An 18,038-nucleotide genomic window follows, 5' to 3' on the forward strand; every position below is an offset into this window, starting at 1 on the left:
ATTTATCCTCCATATATATAATCCATTATGCTTCTATTATTTATTATATCTTTGTTCTGATTTGCTCGGCTTTATTTTTCTTTTTAGCCCTAACAAGCGTAGATACCGAAATCCCAGTCATATCTTCCACTTGTTTATACGAATGATTATCTAGTAATGATAATGCATGATTAATTTGCTGCCTTGAAAATTTTTTTGGCCTCCCCTCTCGGAAGTCAGGATTCTGCTTTGCCAACATTTTCCCTTCTTGAGTTCGTTCTACAATCATATCTCGTTCAAACTCTGCAAACGCTGAGAAAATCGTGAAAATTAACCTTCCAGTGGGTGTATTTTCGATAACTCCCATATTCAATACATGAACTTTAATATTCCGTTCAAATAAATCTTTAATGATTTCAAGAGCATCTTGTGTACTCCGAGCAAAACGGTCTAGTTTTGTAACAACCAACGTATCTCCTTCTTGTAACATATCAATCAACTTCTGAAATTCAGGTCGCTTTTTGTTTGTCCCTGAATATTTTTCTGAGTATATTTTGTCACAGTTTTCATTCTCTAACTGTTTCAGTTGAACCTGTAAATCCTGATGCATCGTACTTACTCTTGCATACCCATATTTCAAATAACCACCCCTTTTCATTAAAATTTGAGATATATTTATGAACATAAGTATTGATTAAGCTTGATACCCCTATTTTATAGTACTATGGTATCATGTTCAATACTTTGAAGTTTTGACAATCTTTCAACTTGAACTTATCCATGAAATTGTCACTTTATTTATATAGAGAAGTACCTCGTCGTAAAATGACGAGGTACTGAAACTGTAATTACAACAAAAAAAAGCTGCCTAATGACAGCTTCGACTATTATTATTTTGCCACTCTAATTTTTTTCCTTTAACAACAGCTGCTAGCACCGATTAAAACTAATCCAGCACCATTTTGATTTTCCTCTATATCTAATGTTAATTCTTCAGTACCCGTAACTTTTGAATCGAAGGCTACTTTAATTCCATTAATCGTTTCGATCTTATCCGATTCTATCGGTGGATCTAAGGTGATCGTAAATTGCGGGCCACAACATCCCGCAACAGTAGAAAGACGAATTCCTTCTGCTCCTTTTTCTTGTAAAAAGTTCTCTAACAGTTGTTTAGCCCCATCTGTAATTTTCATTTTATTTCTCTCCCTTTATATTTACTATGCATTTGGATAAATTCTTCTCAGTGTCTCTTTCATCTCTGGTTTCACACTAATTTTTGGCCGTACGTTCTTAGCCATCTCTTCTGCTTCTTCGATTGTACTTGCATTTCCCAAAGCCAATAATGTACCGATTGCAACAGTACCTGTACGGTTACTCCCACCTTGACAGTGGAAATAAACGTTTTTCCCTTCATTATACGCATTCACAACCTGTTCAATGGATTTCTTAACAGATTCATCTTGGCGTTCAGCATCGTCCACAATAGGGCTGTGTATACGATTATAATTAGAGCTAGCCTTTGGAGATTCTGCTCTTAAATCAAAGATGACATCTACTTTTTCATTTTTCATCATATCTTCTACATCATCTGCACCACCGATGTAAATACGTTCCTTTACTAATTCTTGATAATTCTTTGTTGTCATGTTTTCCCTCCTGCTATGATGATTTACTCCAATCATGAACTGCATTTCCTTCTAAATATCTTTCCGCATCTAGTGCTGCCATACATCCCGTACCGGCGGCAGTAATCGCTTGACGGTATTTTTTGTCTTGTACATCCCCACAAGCAAATACCCCCGGAACATTGGTTTCAGTAGTACCGGGTACAACATTGATATACCCTGTTTCATCTGTATCTATCTGACCATTCAAAAATGATGTATTTGGTTTATGTCCGATAGCGACAAAAATCCCATCCGTTTCAATAATCTCTTCTTCATTGGTCTCATTATTTTTCACTTTTAACCCTGTAACACCATTTTCTCCTGCCATTACTTCTAGTGGTGTTTTATTAAGTTTCCAAGATATTTTTGCATTTTCTCTCGCACGATCCTGCATAATTTTTGAAGCTCGGAGTTCATCTCTTCTATGGACAATGATGACTTCACTTGCAAACTTTGTTAGAAAATTCGCTTCTTCCATAGCAGAATCCCCACCGCCAACGATAATCACTTTTTTACCGCGAAAGAAAAACCCATCACAAGTGGCACATGTACTAACTCCGCGACCTATGTTCTCTCTCTCTCCCGGTATATTTAAAAGTTTTGCGGAAGCACCTGTTGAAAGGATAAGTGATTCCGTTTCAATTTCACCAATACCGTTAACATCTAAGCAAAATGGTTTCTTTGATAAATCTATATTTGTAACCCAGCCTCTTTTAAATTCAGCCCCAAAACGCTCTGCTTGCTTTCTCATATTCTCCATTAATTCTGGTCCCATGATTCCGTTAGGAAAACCCGGAAAGTTTTCAACCTCTGTTGTAAGAGTCAACTGTCCGCCCGGTTGATCACCTTCAATCACAACTGGTTTCATATTTGCTCTTGCAAGATAAATAGCAGCTGTTAACCCTGCTGGACCTGTTCCTAAAATCACCACTTTTTCCATACTCGATTCCCCCACTGATTAATGAATATAATCTTTTAGCTTGTTGTACCCAATTTTTTCTTCTGGTAACCACGGAATAACGGCACACTTTTCAGACTTGTTATCCCTCACTTCTTGAATCCATTCTTTTTCTGCCAATGCTTTCCCTTTTAAAATAGGATCGTTTGTATTAGTGGCAGATAAACTTTGATTAATGACCCACCATTTTGGATTTATACTTGCCCGTCTTAAATCGTCTTGTAATCTAGATGCTTCTAAAACAGGTGTCGCTTCTGCCAGTGTGACAATCACTACAGATGTTTCTTTTGGATTTCGAATTTGTGGCAACAGTTTTCTTGCACTTTCTGGCACTTCTCCTGTTGACCTTTCGATTTCTTTACTATAAGACTCTGAGGCATCTAATAATAGTAAGGTATGCCCTGTGGGTGCTGTATCAATGACGACAATCTCATTTTCCGATTTAGCTACAACTTCTGCAAAGGCTTGGAAAACGGCAATTTCTTCTGTACATGGTGATTCTAAATCTTCTCTTAAATAAGCAAGTCCAGCTTCATCTAAATCCTTACTCGATTTCGAAAGCACTTCAGCTTTGTACTTTTCAACCTCTTTTTTCGGACTAATGCTGCTAATGGTTAGGTTTTGATTTAGATGACCACTTTGGAATTGATAGTCCAAATGTGCTGCCGGATCTGTAGTGGTTAAATGGACCTGATGTCCTTTTTCAACTAAGCCAACTGCGATAGCTGATGCAACAGTTGTTTTTCCAACACCACCTTTACCCATTGTAAAAATCAACTTTGTACCTTTTACTGAAAAGTCATCAATGACAGCTTGTAATCCCGGAAGATTTACGGATGGAATTTCTTCATTCAAAGTTGCTAAAACTTTGGATGGTTTAAACAAGTTTCGAAGGTTTTCTACACCTGTTAAAGAATAGGAAACATACGGTAACGAGTACGTAATAGTCTCATGTAAATTATCCGGAATTTGTTTTAACGCATCTCTTTGTCGATGATAAAAAGCAGATGAGATTTCATCGTTCTCATTGTGATTTTGAAGAAGGCCATTTATAATGAGCATTTGGTTTTTAATTCCAATTTCTTTCAGTTCCTTTGAAGCACGATCTGCTTCTAAAAGAGATGAAACATCTGGTCTGGTTACCAATATAAGCGTCGTTTTAGAAGGGTTAGAAAGGGCAGATACTGCGTTTGAATAAAGACTCTTTTTATCTGCTAACCCAGATAAAGGGCCTAAACAGGATGCGCCATGCGTACTTTCTTCTAAAAATCCATTCCAAGCTGTTGGGAGTTGTAAAAGGCGTAACGTATGACCAGTTGGCGCTGTATCAAAAATAATATGGTCATATTGATCTGTAATTTCACTATTTGTAAGAAAACCCGTAAACTCATCAAATGCAGCAATTTCAACCGTACAAGCACCTGACAATTGTTCTTCCATCGTAGCCACTACTGCTTCTGGAAATTTATCACGATATGGACCAACCACACTTTCACGGTAAGCTTTTGCGGATGCTTCTGGGTCAATATTGCTTGCAAATAAATTTTCAACGGCTGGCACTGCTTTTGGGGTGCTTGTAAGTTCGATTCCAAATACATCTTGCAGATTAGAAGCAGGATCTGTACTTATTAACAATACACTTTTTCCACTATCCGCCAATGCTACTGCTGTTGCACAAGCTGTCGATGTTTTTCCTACTCCGCCTTTTCCTGTTAAAAATAAAAATTGAGTATCAACATGATTCGGACTAAATAATGGATACATATCTTTTGCCTTCTTTCGAATGGATTATAGTTGATTTAAATTAAACGAAATTCGTGATTTTGGTTTTTCATATAATTCTTCTGGTTTTACTCCAAACCATTCTGCAAATTCTTCATTTGTAGGGTAGCTTCCCACTTTTACTAACTTGTCATTAACTAAAACCACTGGTAAGGCATTCGGTCCTTTTTCTATAAATACACGGTTTATTTCTTCATTTTCCGCAAACTTATCAGGATCACTTGTTAGTTGGTATCGTTTAATATTAAAGCCCTTTGACTCTAATGAATAAACAGCAGACGCTACTCTAGTTAACTCTGGATCAACACTTGGTCCACATACTCCCGTGGAACAACACATTGCAGGATCAAAAATCTCAACTTTATTCATGTAAAAGCCTCCCAATATATTATTAAATAAGCATTTACTTATTTGTTTATTTAAAGAAAACCAAGAGGAAATCCTCTTGGTTATTCTATTGTCTGCTTATTCTCCCGTTTCCGCAAAGCGTTGGATTCTTTCACCAATTTCATCACGAACACGTTGGAATACAGCCCACTTTTCTTCCTCTGTACCTTCTGCTTTTGCGGGATCATCAAAGCCCCAATGATCACGTTTTACGTGTGGTGGTGTCATCGGACATTTATCCGCAGCATCTCCACATAAAGTTACAACAAAGTCCGCATTATTTAGAATTTCAGGATCTATAATGTCTGAAGTTTGATTTGAAATGTCAATACCTACTTCACTCATGGCTTTAACAGCATTTGGATTTAATCCATGTGCTTCAATTCCGGCACTTTTTACTTCCCATTCATCACTGAGATGCTTTTTAGCCCATCCTTCTGCCATCTGGCTACGGCATGAATTACCTGTACATAAGAAATAAATTGTTTTTTTAGACATAATATCATTCTCCTTTTAGATAATTAATAAAGTTAAAAACAGACCTAGTAAAGTGATAAATAAGATTGGGATTGTTAAAACAATACCCGTCTTGAAATAAGTTCCCCATGAAATTTTAACCCCTTTTTGAGATAGAACATGGAGCCACACTAAAGTTGCAAGAGAACCAATTGGTGTAATCTTTGGACCTAAATCAGATCCAATGATATTCGCATAAATCAGCGCCTCTCGGATAACACCTGAAGTATTGGTTTCAGCAATGGCTAATGCATCAATCATAACCGTTGGCATATTATTCATGATGGATGATAGGAAAGCTGCAATAAAGCCCATTCCTATCGTCGCAACAAATAACCCTTGCTCGGCAGTTGCCTGAATAACACTAGCTAATGAATTGGTTAGCCATGCATTTCCTAGACCATATACAACAATGTACATTCCAATTGAGAAAAACACGATATTCCACGGAGCGCCTTTAATAACTGCTTTTGTATTAACGACTTTACTCCTTCGAGCCACCAATAAAAAGACAATAGCAATTATCCCTGCCACAATTGAAACAGGAATATTAATGAATTCACTTGAAAAGTATCCAATTAGTAATATCCCCAAAACAACCCATGAGAGACGAAACATTTTTGGATCTTTAATGGCATCTATCGGTTGTCTTAATTTAGATAAATCATACGTTTTTGAAATGTTTTTTCTAAAATACACTAATAACACCGTAATCGTTGCAAGCAATGAGAATAAGTTCGGTATAACCATCCTAAAAGCATATTCTACGAACCCAATTCCAAAGAAATCGGCAGATACAATGTTAACTAAGTTACTGACAACAAATGGCAATGAAGTTGTATCTGCGATAAATCCACTTGCCATAATAAAAGGAAACACTAGTTTTTCTTTAAAATTCAAATTACGCACCATCGCTAGGACAATCGGTGTCAGGATTAAGGCAGCGCCATCATTAGCAAATAATGCAGCAACAATCGCTCCTAAAATACTGACATAGACAAACATTTTTACTCCATTACCTTTAGCAGCTCTTGCCATATGCAGTGCGGCCCATTCAAATAATCCAATCTCATCTAAGATTAATGAAATAATGATAATAGCGACAAAAGATAATGTTGCGTTCCAAGTAATGCCGATAACTTCGAACACATCGTTAAAACCGACTACACCCACTAGTAAAGCTAGGATGGCTCCACCACAGGCAGACCAACCGATATTCAATCCTTTAGGCTGCCAAATAACTAAAATGAGTGTTGCCAAAAAAATGACTGATGCTAATATTGCAGTTATCAAATTCCTTACCTCCATTAGTCACACGAGATACGTAACCCCTGTTCCTCTAATTCCTGTAGTTTATAATCTTGATTGGGAAGACGTTGCAGTAAATCTGTGATTAATGGATAATAGTCACTATCTTTATTCAATGAGTAAATAATCCATTGCCCTTTTCTAGTTTCCGTAACAATTCCAAGATCCTTCAATTTACGAACATGCTGACTAATAGCAGGTTGGCTCACTTTAAAAATTTCAACAAATTCGCAAACACAATAATCATTCGTGGCCAGCATTTTTACCATCGTTAATCTTGTCTTATCACCTAAGAGCTTTAAGATAGCTGCAACTTTTTCAATCTCTACCGTGGCTAATTGCAAGATGTACACCTCCCACATTGACCTAAATATAAACAAATAACAATTCGCTTATATAATAATTTACTTATATAATATTTCACTTATATATGTTTTGCAACTGTTTTTTTATTAATTTATTAAGAAAAAATGAAAACAAAAACCTTTGTAATATCAAAACAATTAATTCTTATACGCATCAATTTATGATAAAGTAACGATTGTATTTTATTTATTATTGTTAGGAGATTACAATGAATTTAATCGAAAAGTTATATACTTTTATTATTTTTTTAGCTGTAATTATTGGTTTAAGCATAGGACAAGTAGAACTAATACGAGCTAATGCGGAAAGTTTTATTGTCCCTATACTAGTAGCTATGTTGTATATTACTTTCTTACAAATTCCTATTGAAGAAATATGGATAGCTTTTAAAAACATTAAGTTTACATATACTTCAATCATTATAAACTTTGTTTGGACACCTATTTTAGCATGGCTACTAGCATTAGGTTTTTTAGGTGACAATCCAGCATTATATATTGGATTCATTATGCTGATGGTTACACCATGTACTGATTGGTACTTAATCTTCACAGGGATCGCAAAAGGAAATGTTGCATTATCAACAGCTATCTTACCTCTAAACTTAATCTTACAGGTCATTTTGTTGCCTATTTATCTTCTTATTTTTGGGGGAACAACAGGGGTTATAGAATTTTCATTTCTGATGGATAGTATTTTAATTGCTCTATTCTTACCTTTAGTTTTAGCTTTTCTAACAAAAATGGTCTTGAGAAACAAACAACAGTTAAGAGACAACCTTATCTCTAACCTCAGCGTGTTACCTATTATTTTTCTTAGTCTTGCTATCGTTGCGATGTTTGCTTCGCAAGGACAACTATTGCTTGATAACCTAGATTTAATGTGGCAAATCACCATTCCGATCCTTTTATTTTTCATCATTAATTTTGTTGTTGGCCAAAAGGTTGGACAGCTTATGAAGTTTCCATACAAGGACAGAGCAAGTCTGGGTTTAACTACTCTAGCAAGAAATTCTCCAATCGCTTTAGCAATTGCCATGACTGCATTCCCAGACCAACCTTTAATTGCTTTAACACTCGTTATTGGTCCTCTGTTAGAGTTGCCTATTCTTGCTATTGTTACTCAGCTTTTACTATTTATTTCCAAAGATAAACAAACATCATAATCATAAAAGCACATATCATTTTAAATAGATGTGTGCTTTATGTTTTATTACTGCATCTTGTTTTATTTGTTGAAAACGAAAGCAGTGAAAATTTATATCTAGCTCTTTTTATTAAGATATGTTTTTTATATAAGTTGTAACATTCCCTAAACAACAACTACCTTGTGGATTGTTTACCTCACAGCCACATCGGTTTTCTTTTATGTTTTCGCGAATATGTTCTACTGGTTTAGGAGTAAGTCCATTTTCCACATATTGTTTAATTTTTTCTTTTGTCCAATCAAAACAATAACAAATTGGTGTAGTTGCTGATTCATCTTTTTGATGTACAGCTACCTTCAAGTCAGATACAAGGTACTTTTTATTATTCGTATCAAAATAGACTACATCACAGACTTTATTTGAACAAAAATAATGATTTTCTTTAGCATTTAATGTTTCTAATGCAGATGGTTTAAGTAATGATTTTAGTGTAATTAACTTTACATTCTTAGCCTTATTTTTGCATGATGGACAACTACCATTATTTTCAACTTTTATTTCTTTGACGTTACTACAACAATCCCCCATAATACTTCTACCTTTAAAAATTTATTATTTCGTAAATTTTCTACTGTTTTCTTTTCTTAATTCATTAAAGCCTCGATAATAGGACATTCGTAAATATTTTTGTTTTCAGGACATCTTTCTTTAAGGTCTATCAACATTTGTTCATTTTTTTTAGATCTTCAATTTTACGCTGGATGTCCCCTAATTTAAGAACAGTGAAATCATATATGTCACGGCACTTTGTTTCGTTGTGATCAACAACCCCTAGCAATTTGTCAATTTCATTTAAGGTAAAACCCAATTCCTGCATCCGTTTTATGAAATGTAATCGATCAACCGTTTGTGGAGAATACATTCTGTATCCTTTTTCGGTACGATTTGGCACTGGAATTAAACCTAAACGCTCATAATACCGAATAGTCTCCTTGTTAACACCACACTTTTCAGCTAGTCCCCCAATACGATATCGCATCTATCTCACCTCAAATATATTATAAACCCTGTACCATAGTACAGGGTCAAGGGAAGTTCTATTTACTATAGTATCGACCACTTCCAACTGCTATTTTTCAATAAACCTAATTATTGTTCACAAAAAGTTAATAATAAAAAACAACAAAACTATAAAACTAGTTTTATACTTATAGTAGGAGGTTGAAACATATGCATATGGAAATACCACTTTCAACAAAAACAACTGTAAAAGATAATCAAGAAACAAAAAACATTGTAAATCAATCTGAAGAAGAACTACCATTTTTAAAAGAAAATGATAAACGAATGGAAAAAGCAGAGTTTTTCAAAGCGTTGGGGGATGAGACGCGATTAAGAATTATTGGGATGTTAGCGATTGATGACTTATGTATGTGTGAAATAGTATCTGGTTTGGATATTCCAACCTCTACTGTTTCACATCATTTGAAACTCCTAGAAAGAGGAAATGTGATTAGGTCTCGGAAAGAAGGACGTTTCACCGTCTATCGTCTGCAAAGAGAAAAGGTTCTTCCTTATTTAAGGTAAGAACAATAGAAAGAAGGAAAATATTATGGAGATATTTTCGTGGCTGAATGACCAGCTTCTCAAAATGGAATGGCTTTCTGATCTAGTCAAATTGCTTGTGCAAAGAGTTTTTCAACTTCCTATTGAAGAAAGACTCGGAGGAAGTATACATTTTTTTATCTATGACACCATTAAAATTTTTATTTTAATGACTGTTTTAATCTTTTTCATATCCTATATCCAAAGTTATTTTCCACCTGAAAGGACAAAAAAACTTTTGGGCGGGATCAAAGGGATAAAAGGAAATATTCTCGGTGCATTACTTGGAACGATTACTCCCTTCTGTAGTTGTTCCAGTATACCCATCTTTATCGGTTTTACATCTGCAGGTTTACCATTAGGTGTCACTTTTTCTTTTTTAATTTCTTCACCGATGGTAGACCTTGCTTCTTTTCTTTTATTAACGTCATTCTTCGGAGTGAAAATCGCTGCCATTTACGTAATTGTTGGTTTAATCCTTGCCGTAATTGGCGGTACACTTATTGATAAATTGAATTTAGGAAATCAGGTAGAATCCTTTGTAACATCAGGACACAGCAACATAGATGGACAAATAGAAGAGTTAACTTATAAGGACAGAATCAACTATTCTGTTGAACAGGTAAAGTCCATCTATAAAAAGGTTTGGTACGCCATTCTTATTGGTGTTGGAATTGGTGCATTGATTCATAATTGGATTCCACAATCGGTTATTGAAACAGTTATCGGAGAGAACAACCCATTTGCTGTTTTAATTGCAACCCTTGTTGGCATACCTATTTATGCTGATATTTTTGGAACTTTACCAATTGCAGAAGCTTTATTTGGAAAAGGTGTAGAAATAGGAACCATCCTTTCTTTTATGATGGCCGTTACAGCTTTATCCCTGCCTTCTCTAATTATGTTAAGTAAAGTAGTGAAGCCAAAATTATTAGCTACTTTTATCGCTATATGTGCTTTAGGAATTATTATTATTGGTTACACATTTAATTCGCTGGATTTCCTATTTTCATAGGGATTACCATATTTTTCACCATATTATATTGTTAAGGAGATGCTTAAATTGATTATTAAAGTATTAGGACCCGGTTGTGCAAATTGTAAAAGATTAGCAAACAATGTAGAAGTAGCAATTGAAGAACTTGGTATAGATGCTGCTATTGAAAAAGTAACAGATTTTAAGGAAATTGCAAAATATGGGGTTATGAGTACACCTGCACTCGTTGTTGACGAACAGTTAATAGTTTCAGGAAAAGTGCCTAAATCTGAGGAAATAAAAAAGTATCTACAATAGATTTAAATAAAAGGATCGGTTATTCGTAAAAATAAACAACCGATCCTTTTTTATCCTTCTAATGAGTAAATGGTCTGGGGGAGTAATTGTGATTCTGTAATGAGCTAAGCTTACACAAGGCATAATTAACCCCCTCTTATAATGAAATCCGTTAGTCAGACGTTATCATCTAATATTTCAATAACAAATTTTGTCTCAAGCTCTTCAACAACTTGCCAATCAGAAGCAGTTGTGTCTGGTCTGATTGGATCACATTCAGAACCAGTTCCAATTTTATCAACAATAACAATCATTTTAAAACAACTCCTTAATCATAAAGTTTTCAAAACGTGTCTCTAAATCTCGCTTACTTTTTATATAAAAAGCTTTATTAATATTCCTTGTTATAAAGTCATTATCGATACTTTCCTGCTCTAATACGTATAGCCTCAATACATACATCTACTAACTTTTCATCGTTCACAGCACAAATGATTTCCGCTACCGAAACCTTATAATCATTATAAAGAGACATTCCTAAATCAACCATTCTTATGGTTGAACCTGTCAACGCAGCAGCATTATGACCACGTTCATCGTCAAAAATATCAGCAAGGGGACCACAGCTTAGATCAATATTATCCTTACAAAAACATTTAAATACTTCGGGGTATGAAGCGATATAAATATTTGCTTCATACTCTAAATCTTTACCGTGGCTTAAAGCATATAATTGCATCAGCCATTTATAATTTTCTAAATGTTCATCGTTAGCAAAATACATATTATTCCCCTTCCTTTATTCAAAAATAAGATAACTACTACCGACAACAAAAATATCAATTCATTTCTTCTATATAAAAATGACTTTGCTACAATTCTATTAATTATCCACAAACTACCATTACACTTTCTCTGGGAATAATTAAAATTCACTATTGAGTACACAAAAGTACACAGTCATTTATTATTTTAGTATTATGAAACCCTTTTGTTACAGTCTTTCTTCGTCAAAGTACAGAAAGTACCCAGAGTACTCTAATTTAATTATCACTCTACTAAATAAAAAAATATTATTTTATTAGAACATTTTCCGGAGAATTACATGTACATTATTATTTAGAGTACTTTGAGTACTTTGAGTACCAATATGTTTAAATACTTTATTTATCAACATCTATTGCAGTACACAGAATCTAACTTTGTTGAATCATTTGCGTACTTTGGGTACTGCAAGGATTTTCAATTGTAAAATCAAACCCTAACTCCTTAATACAAGACGGATTCAAAACAACTGCAGTGAATTTATTATTACCATGCTTGATTTGTTTATAATCAACAACTTTTTCATTTCGTGTAAACTGTTGGGTATACCCTCTCTTTGCCCACTCACGCCTAATCATTTTTTCTTCAGGTCCAAGAAATTTCTTTAAGAAACTTGGCATCAAGCAAATCGTGTTGTGATGATAAACGGCCTTTATATCATTAGGTAGATTATCATAATAGATATCATTTCTTGTACTATCTAACTCATATAACATTTGTTCAAGTATCTCTTTAGGCTTATCCAGTGCATGATTTTCCTTTGCTATTTCATCAAAAAGGCAGACTAGTGTATTTAAATCTATATCAAAATTAAAACCTTTATTTAAAACTGAACCTGTAAAATGAACAGATGCATAGTATAGACTTAACCTTGTTAAAACTTCGTTATCCTTCGATTTTTTCATATATAATTCTTTGAATTTATAAAACTCGCGAATGAAAATGTTCCTTTTCTCCCGCCAATATTTTATAAATTCAACACCAATAGCCCCATGATTTTCGTTCATTGCCTTATATATATCCGAAAAAAATTGATGATCGACTTTAACAAACGGTTGATCTACAATTGAGATAATCCTTGCCGCCGCACCCCCCGCCTTTGCAGCGTAATCCGCTAAGGAAACTTCACCAGTACTTATCAAAATATTGTTCCAAGTCGCTTCTCTTTGTGATCCCTTTAGACTTCCTCTACCTTTAGAGCGACCACCGCTAAACATATAAATAACTGATTGTAATATTCGTTCATCAGCCTTTCGAGTATCGTCCATAAATAAAGGAAAACTATTTAAGAACCCAGCCTTACGCTCTATGGAAACTCTGGTTGCATTCCATTCGTTTATTAAGCTCTCACTGCCCCAAACACTTCTAGCAACCTGTAAGGATGTTGACTTCCCCTGTGAAGTTGGCCCGGATAGGTCTATAATAAAAGGACTTACTTCTAAATCGTGTAAAATAACTGATGCAAAAGAAGCCAAAACAATAAATAGCACTTTGGGGTACGCCTTAATTCGATCCAATACTTCATTTTTCCAAGTTTCTGGAGTCCCTTTTATTTCGAACCCTTCAAGTAACTGGCGTTCTCCAATGTCGTTAGGTACAATCTCCACACCACAAGACTCTAATGGATGAATAAAGTTATTCTTAATACGGCCTAACCTCTCAACCATATGGCAATGTTCCAACCCATTGAATGATAAATACTTATCAAAATAGTTAATCAAATCTTTGTAATTTATATCGTTTACAGAAAAACCTTTATCTGCTAATGTTAGTAGTTCTTTTCTAGTGGATAGAGTACTGGCCGGTACAATTTCATGTTTTTCTTGCCCCCGATTCATCCACGTTATCTCATAATGAACGCTGTTTCTTTCGATATTTGAAAACTCTTTTATTATCTTTGGAGCCATACGTGAAACTATTACCTCTTCTTCAACTTCCACCCCTTTTACTTTTCTGGTCACAGTCTTAAATAGCTTGTTACCAGCTATGAAATAAGGTAATGGGACCATTGTATTGGAAGAATGTGCATCAGCGATATTATTTTTCATTCCGATTGCGATAGGACTGTTAATGATATTAGAATATTTACAACCGTTACATACACCAAACTCTTCGTTAATTGAACTGCAGGTTCTTGGTTTCATTTTTGAGCGAATTTCTGTTATTTTTCGATTCGTTTCACTTTCTGTGTAACTTGGATGTCCCACACTCCATTCATGACAAATCTTTTCATAACTTTCACAATAAGCGCCGATTGAAAGTGCAGCCATCCATTCGGAATATGTAGCACTCTCTTTGTTATCTAAGTAAGATTGAATGAAATTACAACCTTCTATAATGGGTTTAACTTTTGCATCTGGCAGTTGAGGCTTTCTATCTTTTATCCCATGATTGTTATTTGAAGGGTTTTTTATTTCCAATTCTTCGATTGCATTGCGCAATTCCATTAATGAATAGCGGTGATCAGACATTTTCAAGGTGCTTACTAACTTCGGTTGTTCCTTACGATTATATGTACCCGGAACCCTCAAAACCCTTGCTAAGTCACTTGTATTATCAATGTGAAGTCCTTTTTCTTTTGCTAATCGAATGAATACTGATTGAAATCTCTTCAGCATTCTATCAGCACTTTCACGATCATTTTCCGTTAATATACGTACTGCTTCATCAAACAACCAATAACAATGCCATCCACCACCACTATTAATCATAATAGACGGCTCTAAAGGAAATGTATCTAATATAACTTTTGCTTCTTGTTCATTTGGAAGGTTCTTAGCTGCATGTTTTCCACCCTTTATATCAATTTCCACCCACACACCGGGTAAATATAAAATATCCGTGTTTCTACCTCTCTCATACTTACCAAGTCGTTCTTTTCGTAAACCCACACCAATATATACGTTATATTCCTTAGCTAACATCGTTGAATCAAAAGCAGCTGTTTCTATTTCCTTAACTTCATACCATTTAGTTTCTTTATTTTCAGAAGTCCACAAAGGTAGAAAACCATTATTAATTTTGCCATATAAAGCATTAAAAAAATCACTTGCTAGTTTTATGCTTTGGCTTTCATTCATAATATCACCATCATTTCGTACAGTATTAATTGTTAAAATCTACTTAAATTTTCTAGATCAAAATTATGGTCTTTTGATATATTGGTAGTGTATTAATTTTTAAAAATCAATGTTGGAGCATTGAATTCGACCTTTGTAATAATCTGTTGTTCTGCTTGATTACAATTAATTAAATTCGGTTAAAAACTTAGTTTATTTTTCAGTATAAATGGTTGAAACTAGCAAATAGATTAAGCGTCTGTCCACTACTATTTTTTTATTTATCTATTTACCTCTATAACTAGTTGTCTATACTTCTTTTTACCATTCGTTCATAATTTCTCTTATCACACGTTTCGATTCTTCATAAAACCAGTACCTCTTACCTTTTTCTTTTCTTCTTTCCAATAATTTCATTCGTGGATCACGTAAAAACTCAACTTCTAAGGTTGATCTACTCATACATGTTCGTTTAGACATTTGATCAACATCCCAAATAAATAACGCTTCTTCTATAGACTCTTCTAGTTTTTGATTAATATAATTTCTAACCTCATCTTGATTAACATCAACTTTTATCTGTGCCATTTGCATGTAATCTTCCTCCGCTTTTTGTTTTTTTGTTAAAACAAATTATTTCTCCATTTTCTCGTAAAACTTTAAATGGACTTAATTTGTTTCATATTCGTAAGTTAATATAGTTTGTTTAACATTCTGATTGATTTTTAATGCATTCGTTAATTATTAAACAAACAAATCAAACTTTTGTTAAACTTATAATAACAACACTTTGTTTTATCAGGCAAAAAATAACCCTCGGAAATTTTTCAAACATTTAAAGTTGCTATTTTTATATCAATATTAGATAATAATTATCAAAGAGGTGGGGATATGAATTATGCAGATTTATTAAGATGTTATATTAAAAAATCAAGATTAACTTTAGATGAAATATCATTAAAACTTAGACAACAAGGAATAGCAGCAACAAAACCTTATTTAAGTAAACTTCAAAATGGAAAAACCCCTCCAGCAAGTGATAAATTGAATCAGGCACTTGCAGAAATCACAGATGGAGATGCCAAAAAGTTACAGTGGGCCTCATTTGTTGAAAAGGCGCCAGAAGATGTTAAAAGGTTCTTTACTTTAGTAGAAAATCCATTAATGTTTTCTCTATTAAAAGTAGAAGAAAAATTCCCCGGATTTTTAGAGGGTAAATATAAAGGTAGTAATCTTACCAAAGAGATTATGTATTCCGAAGAGTTTAAGCAGTTTTACGATTTATTTGGAGCTTTTATTGAAGGCATAGAAAAAGAGAATCAAAACCCTATATCAAAAGAGGAATATGAGGAAATATATAAAGAAGAACCACCATTAGAAAAGGGAAAAGTTATTCAAATTAATCTATATGAGGCTTATCTAGATCATGCTAAGAAAACTATAAATAAAACTCCTGACCAACTACTAGATGATGTTACATTCTTTAATGTATATACAGAAGCCTTTCATGCCCTTGAATTAAGATTAGACCAAATAATAGCAAACTCTATAATAAGAAACGGTGCTGAACCTGAATGGGCTACAGAATACATTGAAGGTCTTTCATTAAGAGAAAAGCTTGAGTCTGATCTAAAAATACATTTAGGTTATGATATTACTGCTGAATCATTTTATACGGATTTAGTGAACATTATTAAACTAAGGAAGCAACCTGCTAACCCTTTAGCTAAAACAGAAAAAAAGACCGCAGAAAACATAATAAATATAATTGAAAATGCTATTAAAGCCATTAATCTAAAAGTTAATGAAAATGGTTTTGAATGACATTATTAAATTTTAGGAGGTGATGCCGTTTAATATCAATCCCCCATAAGCGTCTGTCCACGTTTGAAAGGGAAGATATTCATGAAAAAATACAAGTCCAAAAAAGATAATGATTTATACTATTACTTTAATGTTAAAAATGAAAAATTATGGGGATACCGTTATCGATATTATGATGCTCTCGGAAAAAGGAGAGAAAAGTCTCAACAGGGATTAAAGTCCGAAAAAGTTGCATACCGTGCCTTACTTGAAGTAAAGGCTAGTATTCTCAATGGTGAAGTAAAGCAAGTGGAGAATTCGAATTTAACAGTCTCAGAGTGGCTGGATATTTGGTTTGAAACTCATAAAAATGACTGGGAAATTACAACACAATTGCAACGAGAAAATGCTATTAAATATCAAATGAAGCCGATGCTTGGAAAATATAAGTTAGCCGAATTAGACAAGACCACCTATAAACGAGTATATATTAATAAACTTTTGGATTATTATGAACCTAGTACAGTACAATTATTTCATCGGCTCTTTAAGGTTGCGATTAACGCAGCAGTGGATGATGAAATTATTCCACGCAATCGTTTCAAGAAAATAACCATTCCAGTTGAAGAGGTAAACGATAACTTTCTCACAGCTAAGGAATTGAATGAATTTCTTAAAGCTGCTAAGGAATTAGAGAATATTACTAATTACACACTCATCTTACTTTTAGCATATACAGGTGTGAGGAAAGGTGAAGCTTTAGGGTTAAAGTGGAATAATATAGACTTAGAAAATAATAAAATTACCGTTGAACGTACTAGAGATAAAAAAGGGGCCCGTACTCCTAAAACGAAAAATAGTTACCGGACTATCAGAGTTGATAATATTTTAGTAAGCCAATTAAAACTGTACCGTACTTGGTGCAAGATGACAAAGCTATCATTCGGTAAACACATTTCAGACGATGACTTTGTTTTTATCTCATATCAATCTGGTACTCCAACCGGAGAAAACACATTAAAATATAGTTTTGACCGAATCATCAAAAAAACGAAGTTAAAACGAATTACTCCACATGGATTACGTCATACCCATGCAACTATTTTGATTAGCCAGAAACAACCTGTTAATGTTATTGCTGATCGGTTAGGTAATACACCCCAAATGATTTGGGATACTTACGGTCACATCTTTAAAGAGATGGAAGAAGAATCAGTTATTGCATTCAGCCAAGCATTACATTTCTAATATTGGGGGAGGTTTTGGGGGAGGTTTTCAATATAACCGCCTCAAGCCTTGAAAACACTAGGGTTTGTAGGACTATTGAGTTCTACTCTCGTTAATAGAGTGCATAAAGAACCCC

The 18,038-nt window shown here is 34.1% G+C and carries 20 protein-coding genes and 1 pseudogene; 6 read left to right on the forward strand and 15 right to left on the reverse strand.

Annotated elements, in window-relative coordinates:
* Positions 1-43: 43 nt before the first annotated feature.
* From RH061_RS18040 to RH061_RS18080, 9 genes are all read right to left on the reverse strand, one after another.
* Positions 44-619: a recombinase family protein gene (locus RH061_RS18040; RefSeq protein ID WP_031540542.1), complete on the reverse strand. Its 576-nt coding sequence runs from the start codon at positions 617-619 to the stop codon at positions 44-46.
* A 277-nt stretch (positions 620-896) separates the two neighbouring features.
* Positions 897-1,172, reverse strand: coding sequence for an iron-sulfur cluster assembly accessory protein (locus RH061_RS18045; RefSeq protein WP_031540541.1), 276 nt, complete (start codon positions 1,170-1,172; stop codon positions 897-899).
* 24 nt (positions 1,173-1,196) lie between these two features.
* Positions 1,197-1,625, reverse strand: a complete 429-nt coding sequence (locus RH061_RS18050) for a protein-tyrosine phosphatase family protein (RefSeq protein ID WP_031540540.1) — start codon at positions 1,623-1,625, stop codon at positions 1,197-1,199.
* Positions 1,626-1,638: 13 nt separating this feature from the next.
* Positions 1,639-2,586, reverse strand: coding sequence for a thioredoxin-disulfide reductase (gene trxB, locus RH061_RS18055; RefSeq protein WP_042354774.1), 948 nt, complete (start codon positions 2,584-2,586; stop codon positions 1,639-1,641).
* Between the two features lie 18 nt (positions 2,587-2,604).
* Positions 2,605-4,368 (reverse strand): arsenical pump-driving ATPase, encoded by a 1,764-nt coding sequence (arsA, locus tag RH061_RS18060; RefSeq protein WP_031540539.1) that lies wholly within the window; start codon positions 4,366-4,368, stop codon positions 2,605-2,607.
* A gap of 24 nt (positions 4,369-4,392) precedes the next feature.
* On the reverse strand, positions 4,393-4,755 hold the full coding sequence (arsD, locus tag RH061_RS18065) for an arsenite efflux transporter metallochaperone ArsD (RefSeq protein WP_031540538.1): 363 nt from the start codon (positions 4,753-4,755) through the stop codon (positions 4,393-4,395).
* 96 nt (positions 4,756-4,851) lie between these two features.
* Positions 4,852-5,271: an arsenate reductase (thioredoxin) gene (gene arsC / locus RH061_RS18070; protein ID WP_031540537.1), complete on the reverse strand. Its 420-nt coding sequence runs from the start codon at positions 5,269-5,271 to the stop codon at positions 4,852-4,854.
* A 15-nt stretch (positions 5,272-5,286) separates the two neighbouring features.
* Positions 5,287-6,597 carry an arsenic transporter gene (locus RH061_RS18075; protein WP_031540536.1) on the reverse strand — a complete coding sequence of 437 codons (1,311 nt, stop codon included), beginning with the start codon at positions 6,595-6,597 and terminating at the stop codon, positions 5,287-5,289.
* Complete coding sequence (locus tag RH061_RS18080; RefSeq protein WP_031540535.1) at positions 6,597-6,941, reverse strand: ArsR/SmtB family transcription factor; 345 nt, start codon at positions 6,939-6,941, stop codon at positions 6,597-6,599. Before RH061_RS18080 ends, RH061_RS18075 begins: the two co-directional genes overlap by 1 nt.
* A 230-nt stretch (positions 6,942-7,171) precedes the next feature.
* Between RH061_RS18080 and RH061_RS18085 the strand changes: the two genes are divergently transcribed.
* Entirely contained in the window at positions 7,172-8,128 is a 957-nt protein-coding gene (locus tag RH061_RS18085; RefSeq protein WP_031540534.1) for an arsenic resistance protein, read from the forward strand.
* Between the two features lie 111 nt (positions 8,129-8,239).
* Here the strand turns inward: RH061_RS18085 and RH061_RS18090 are convergent, their stop codons facing one another.
* The gene (locus tag RH061_RS18090) at positions 8,240-8,698 is read right to left on the reverse strand and encodes a putative iron-sulfur cluster-binding metallochaperone (protein ID WP_031540533.1); all 459 of its coding nucleotides are present in this window, start codon (positions 8,696-8,698) and stop codon (positions 8,240-8,242) included.
* Positions 8,699-8,754: 56 nt separating this feature from the next.
* A pseudogene (gene merR1 / locus RH061_RS18095) lies at positions 8,755-9,149 on the reverse strand (mercury resistance transcriptional regulator MerR1).
* A gap of 191 nt (positions 9,150-9,340) precedes the next feature.
* Here merR1 and RH061_RS18100 point away from each other — a divergent pair.
* From RH061_RS18100 to RH061_RS18110, 3 genes are read left to right on the forward strand one after another with little or no spacing between them, the layout of a single operon-like run.
* On the forward strand, positions 9,341-9,697 hold the full coding sequence (locus RH061_RS18100) for an ArsR/SmtB family transcription factor (protein WP_042354773.1): 357 nt from the start codon (positions 9,341-9,343) through the stop codon (positions 9,695-9,697).
* A gap of 25 nt (positions 9,698-9,722) precedes the next feature.
* The gene (locus tag RH061_RS18105; protein WP_031540531.1) at positions 9,723-10,730 is read left to right on the forward strand and encodes a permease; all 1,008 of its coding nucleotides are present in this window, start codon (positions 9,723-9,725) and stop codon (positions 10,728-10,730) included.
* A gap of 39 nt (positions 10,731-10,769) precedes the next feature.
* Entirely contained in the window at positions 10,770-11,009 is a 240-nt protein-coding gene (locus tag RH061_RS18110) for a thioredoxin family protein (RefSeq protein WP_311072218.1), read from the forward strand.
* 155 nt (positions 11,010-11,164) lie between these two features.
* Here the strand turns inward: RH061_RS18110 and RH061_RS18115 are convergent, their stop codons facing one another.
* The 4 genes from RH061_RS18115 to RH061_RS18130 all read right to left on the reverse strand — a co-directional run bounded on the left by RH061_RS18115 (position 11,165) and on the right by RH061_RS18130 (position 15,466).
* Positions 11,165-11,302, reverse strand: a complete 138-nt coding sequence (locus tag RH061_RS18115) for a hypothetical protein (protein ID WP_155986811.1) — start codon at positions 11,300-11,302, stop codon at positions 11,165-11,167.
* A 101-nt stretch (positions 11,303-11,403) separates the two neighbouring features.
* Positions 11,404-11,772 carry a DUF2538 family protein gene (locus RH061_RS18120; protein WP_031540529.1) on the reverse strand — a complete coding sequence of 123 codons (369 nt, stop codon included), beginning with the start codon at positions 11,770-11,772 and terminating at the stop codon, positions 11,404-11,406.
* A 412-nt stretch (positions 11,773-12,184) separates the two neighbouring features.
* Complete coding sequence (locus RH061_RS18125) at positions 12,185-14,893, reverse strand: DUF927 domain-containing protein (protein ID WP_311072221.1); 2,709 nt, start codon at positions 14,891-14,893, stop codon at positions 12,185-12,187.
* A gap of 300 nt (positions 14,894-15,193) precedes the next feature.
* Positions 15,194-15,466: a hypothetical protein gene (locus tag RH061_RS18130; protein ID WP_031540527.1), complete on the reverse strand. Its 273-nt coding sequence runs from the start codon at positions 15,464-15,466 to the stop codon at positions 15,194-15,196.
* A gap of 297 nt (positions 15,467-15,763) precedes the next feature.
* Between RH061_RS18130 and RH061_RS18135 the strand changes: the two genes are divergently transcribed.
* Positions 15,764-16,696, forward strand: coding sequence for a hypothetical protein (locus tag RH061_RS18135; protein WP_065429129.1), 933 nt, complete (start codon positions 15,764-15,766; stop codon positions 16,694-16,696).
* 81 nt (positions 16,697-16,777) lie between these two features.
* Positions 16,778-17,923: a tyrosine-type recombinase/integrase gene (locus RH061_RS18140; RefSeq protein ID WP_031540525.1), complete on the forward strand. Its 1,146-nt coding sequence runs from the start codon at positions 16,778-16,780 to the stop codon at positions 17,921-17,923.
* Positions 17,924-18,038 lie beyond the last annotated feature (115 nt).

Origin of the sequence: Mesobacillus jeotgali (assembly GCF_031759225.1) — a bacterium.
GTDB classification, from domain to species: Bacteria; Bacillota; Bacilli; order Bacillales; family Cytobacillaceae; genus Mesobacillus; species Mesobacillus jeotgali_B.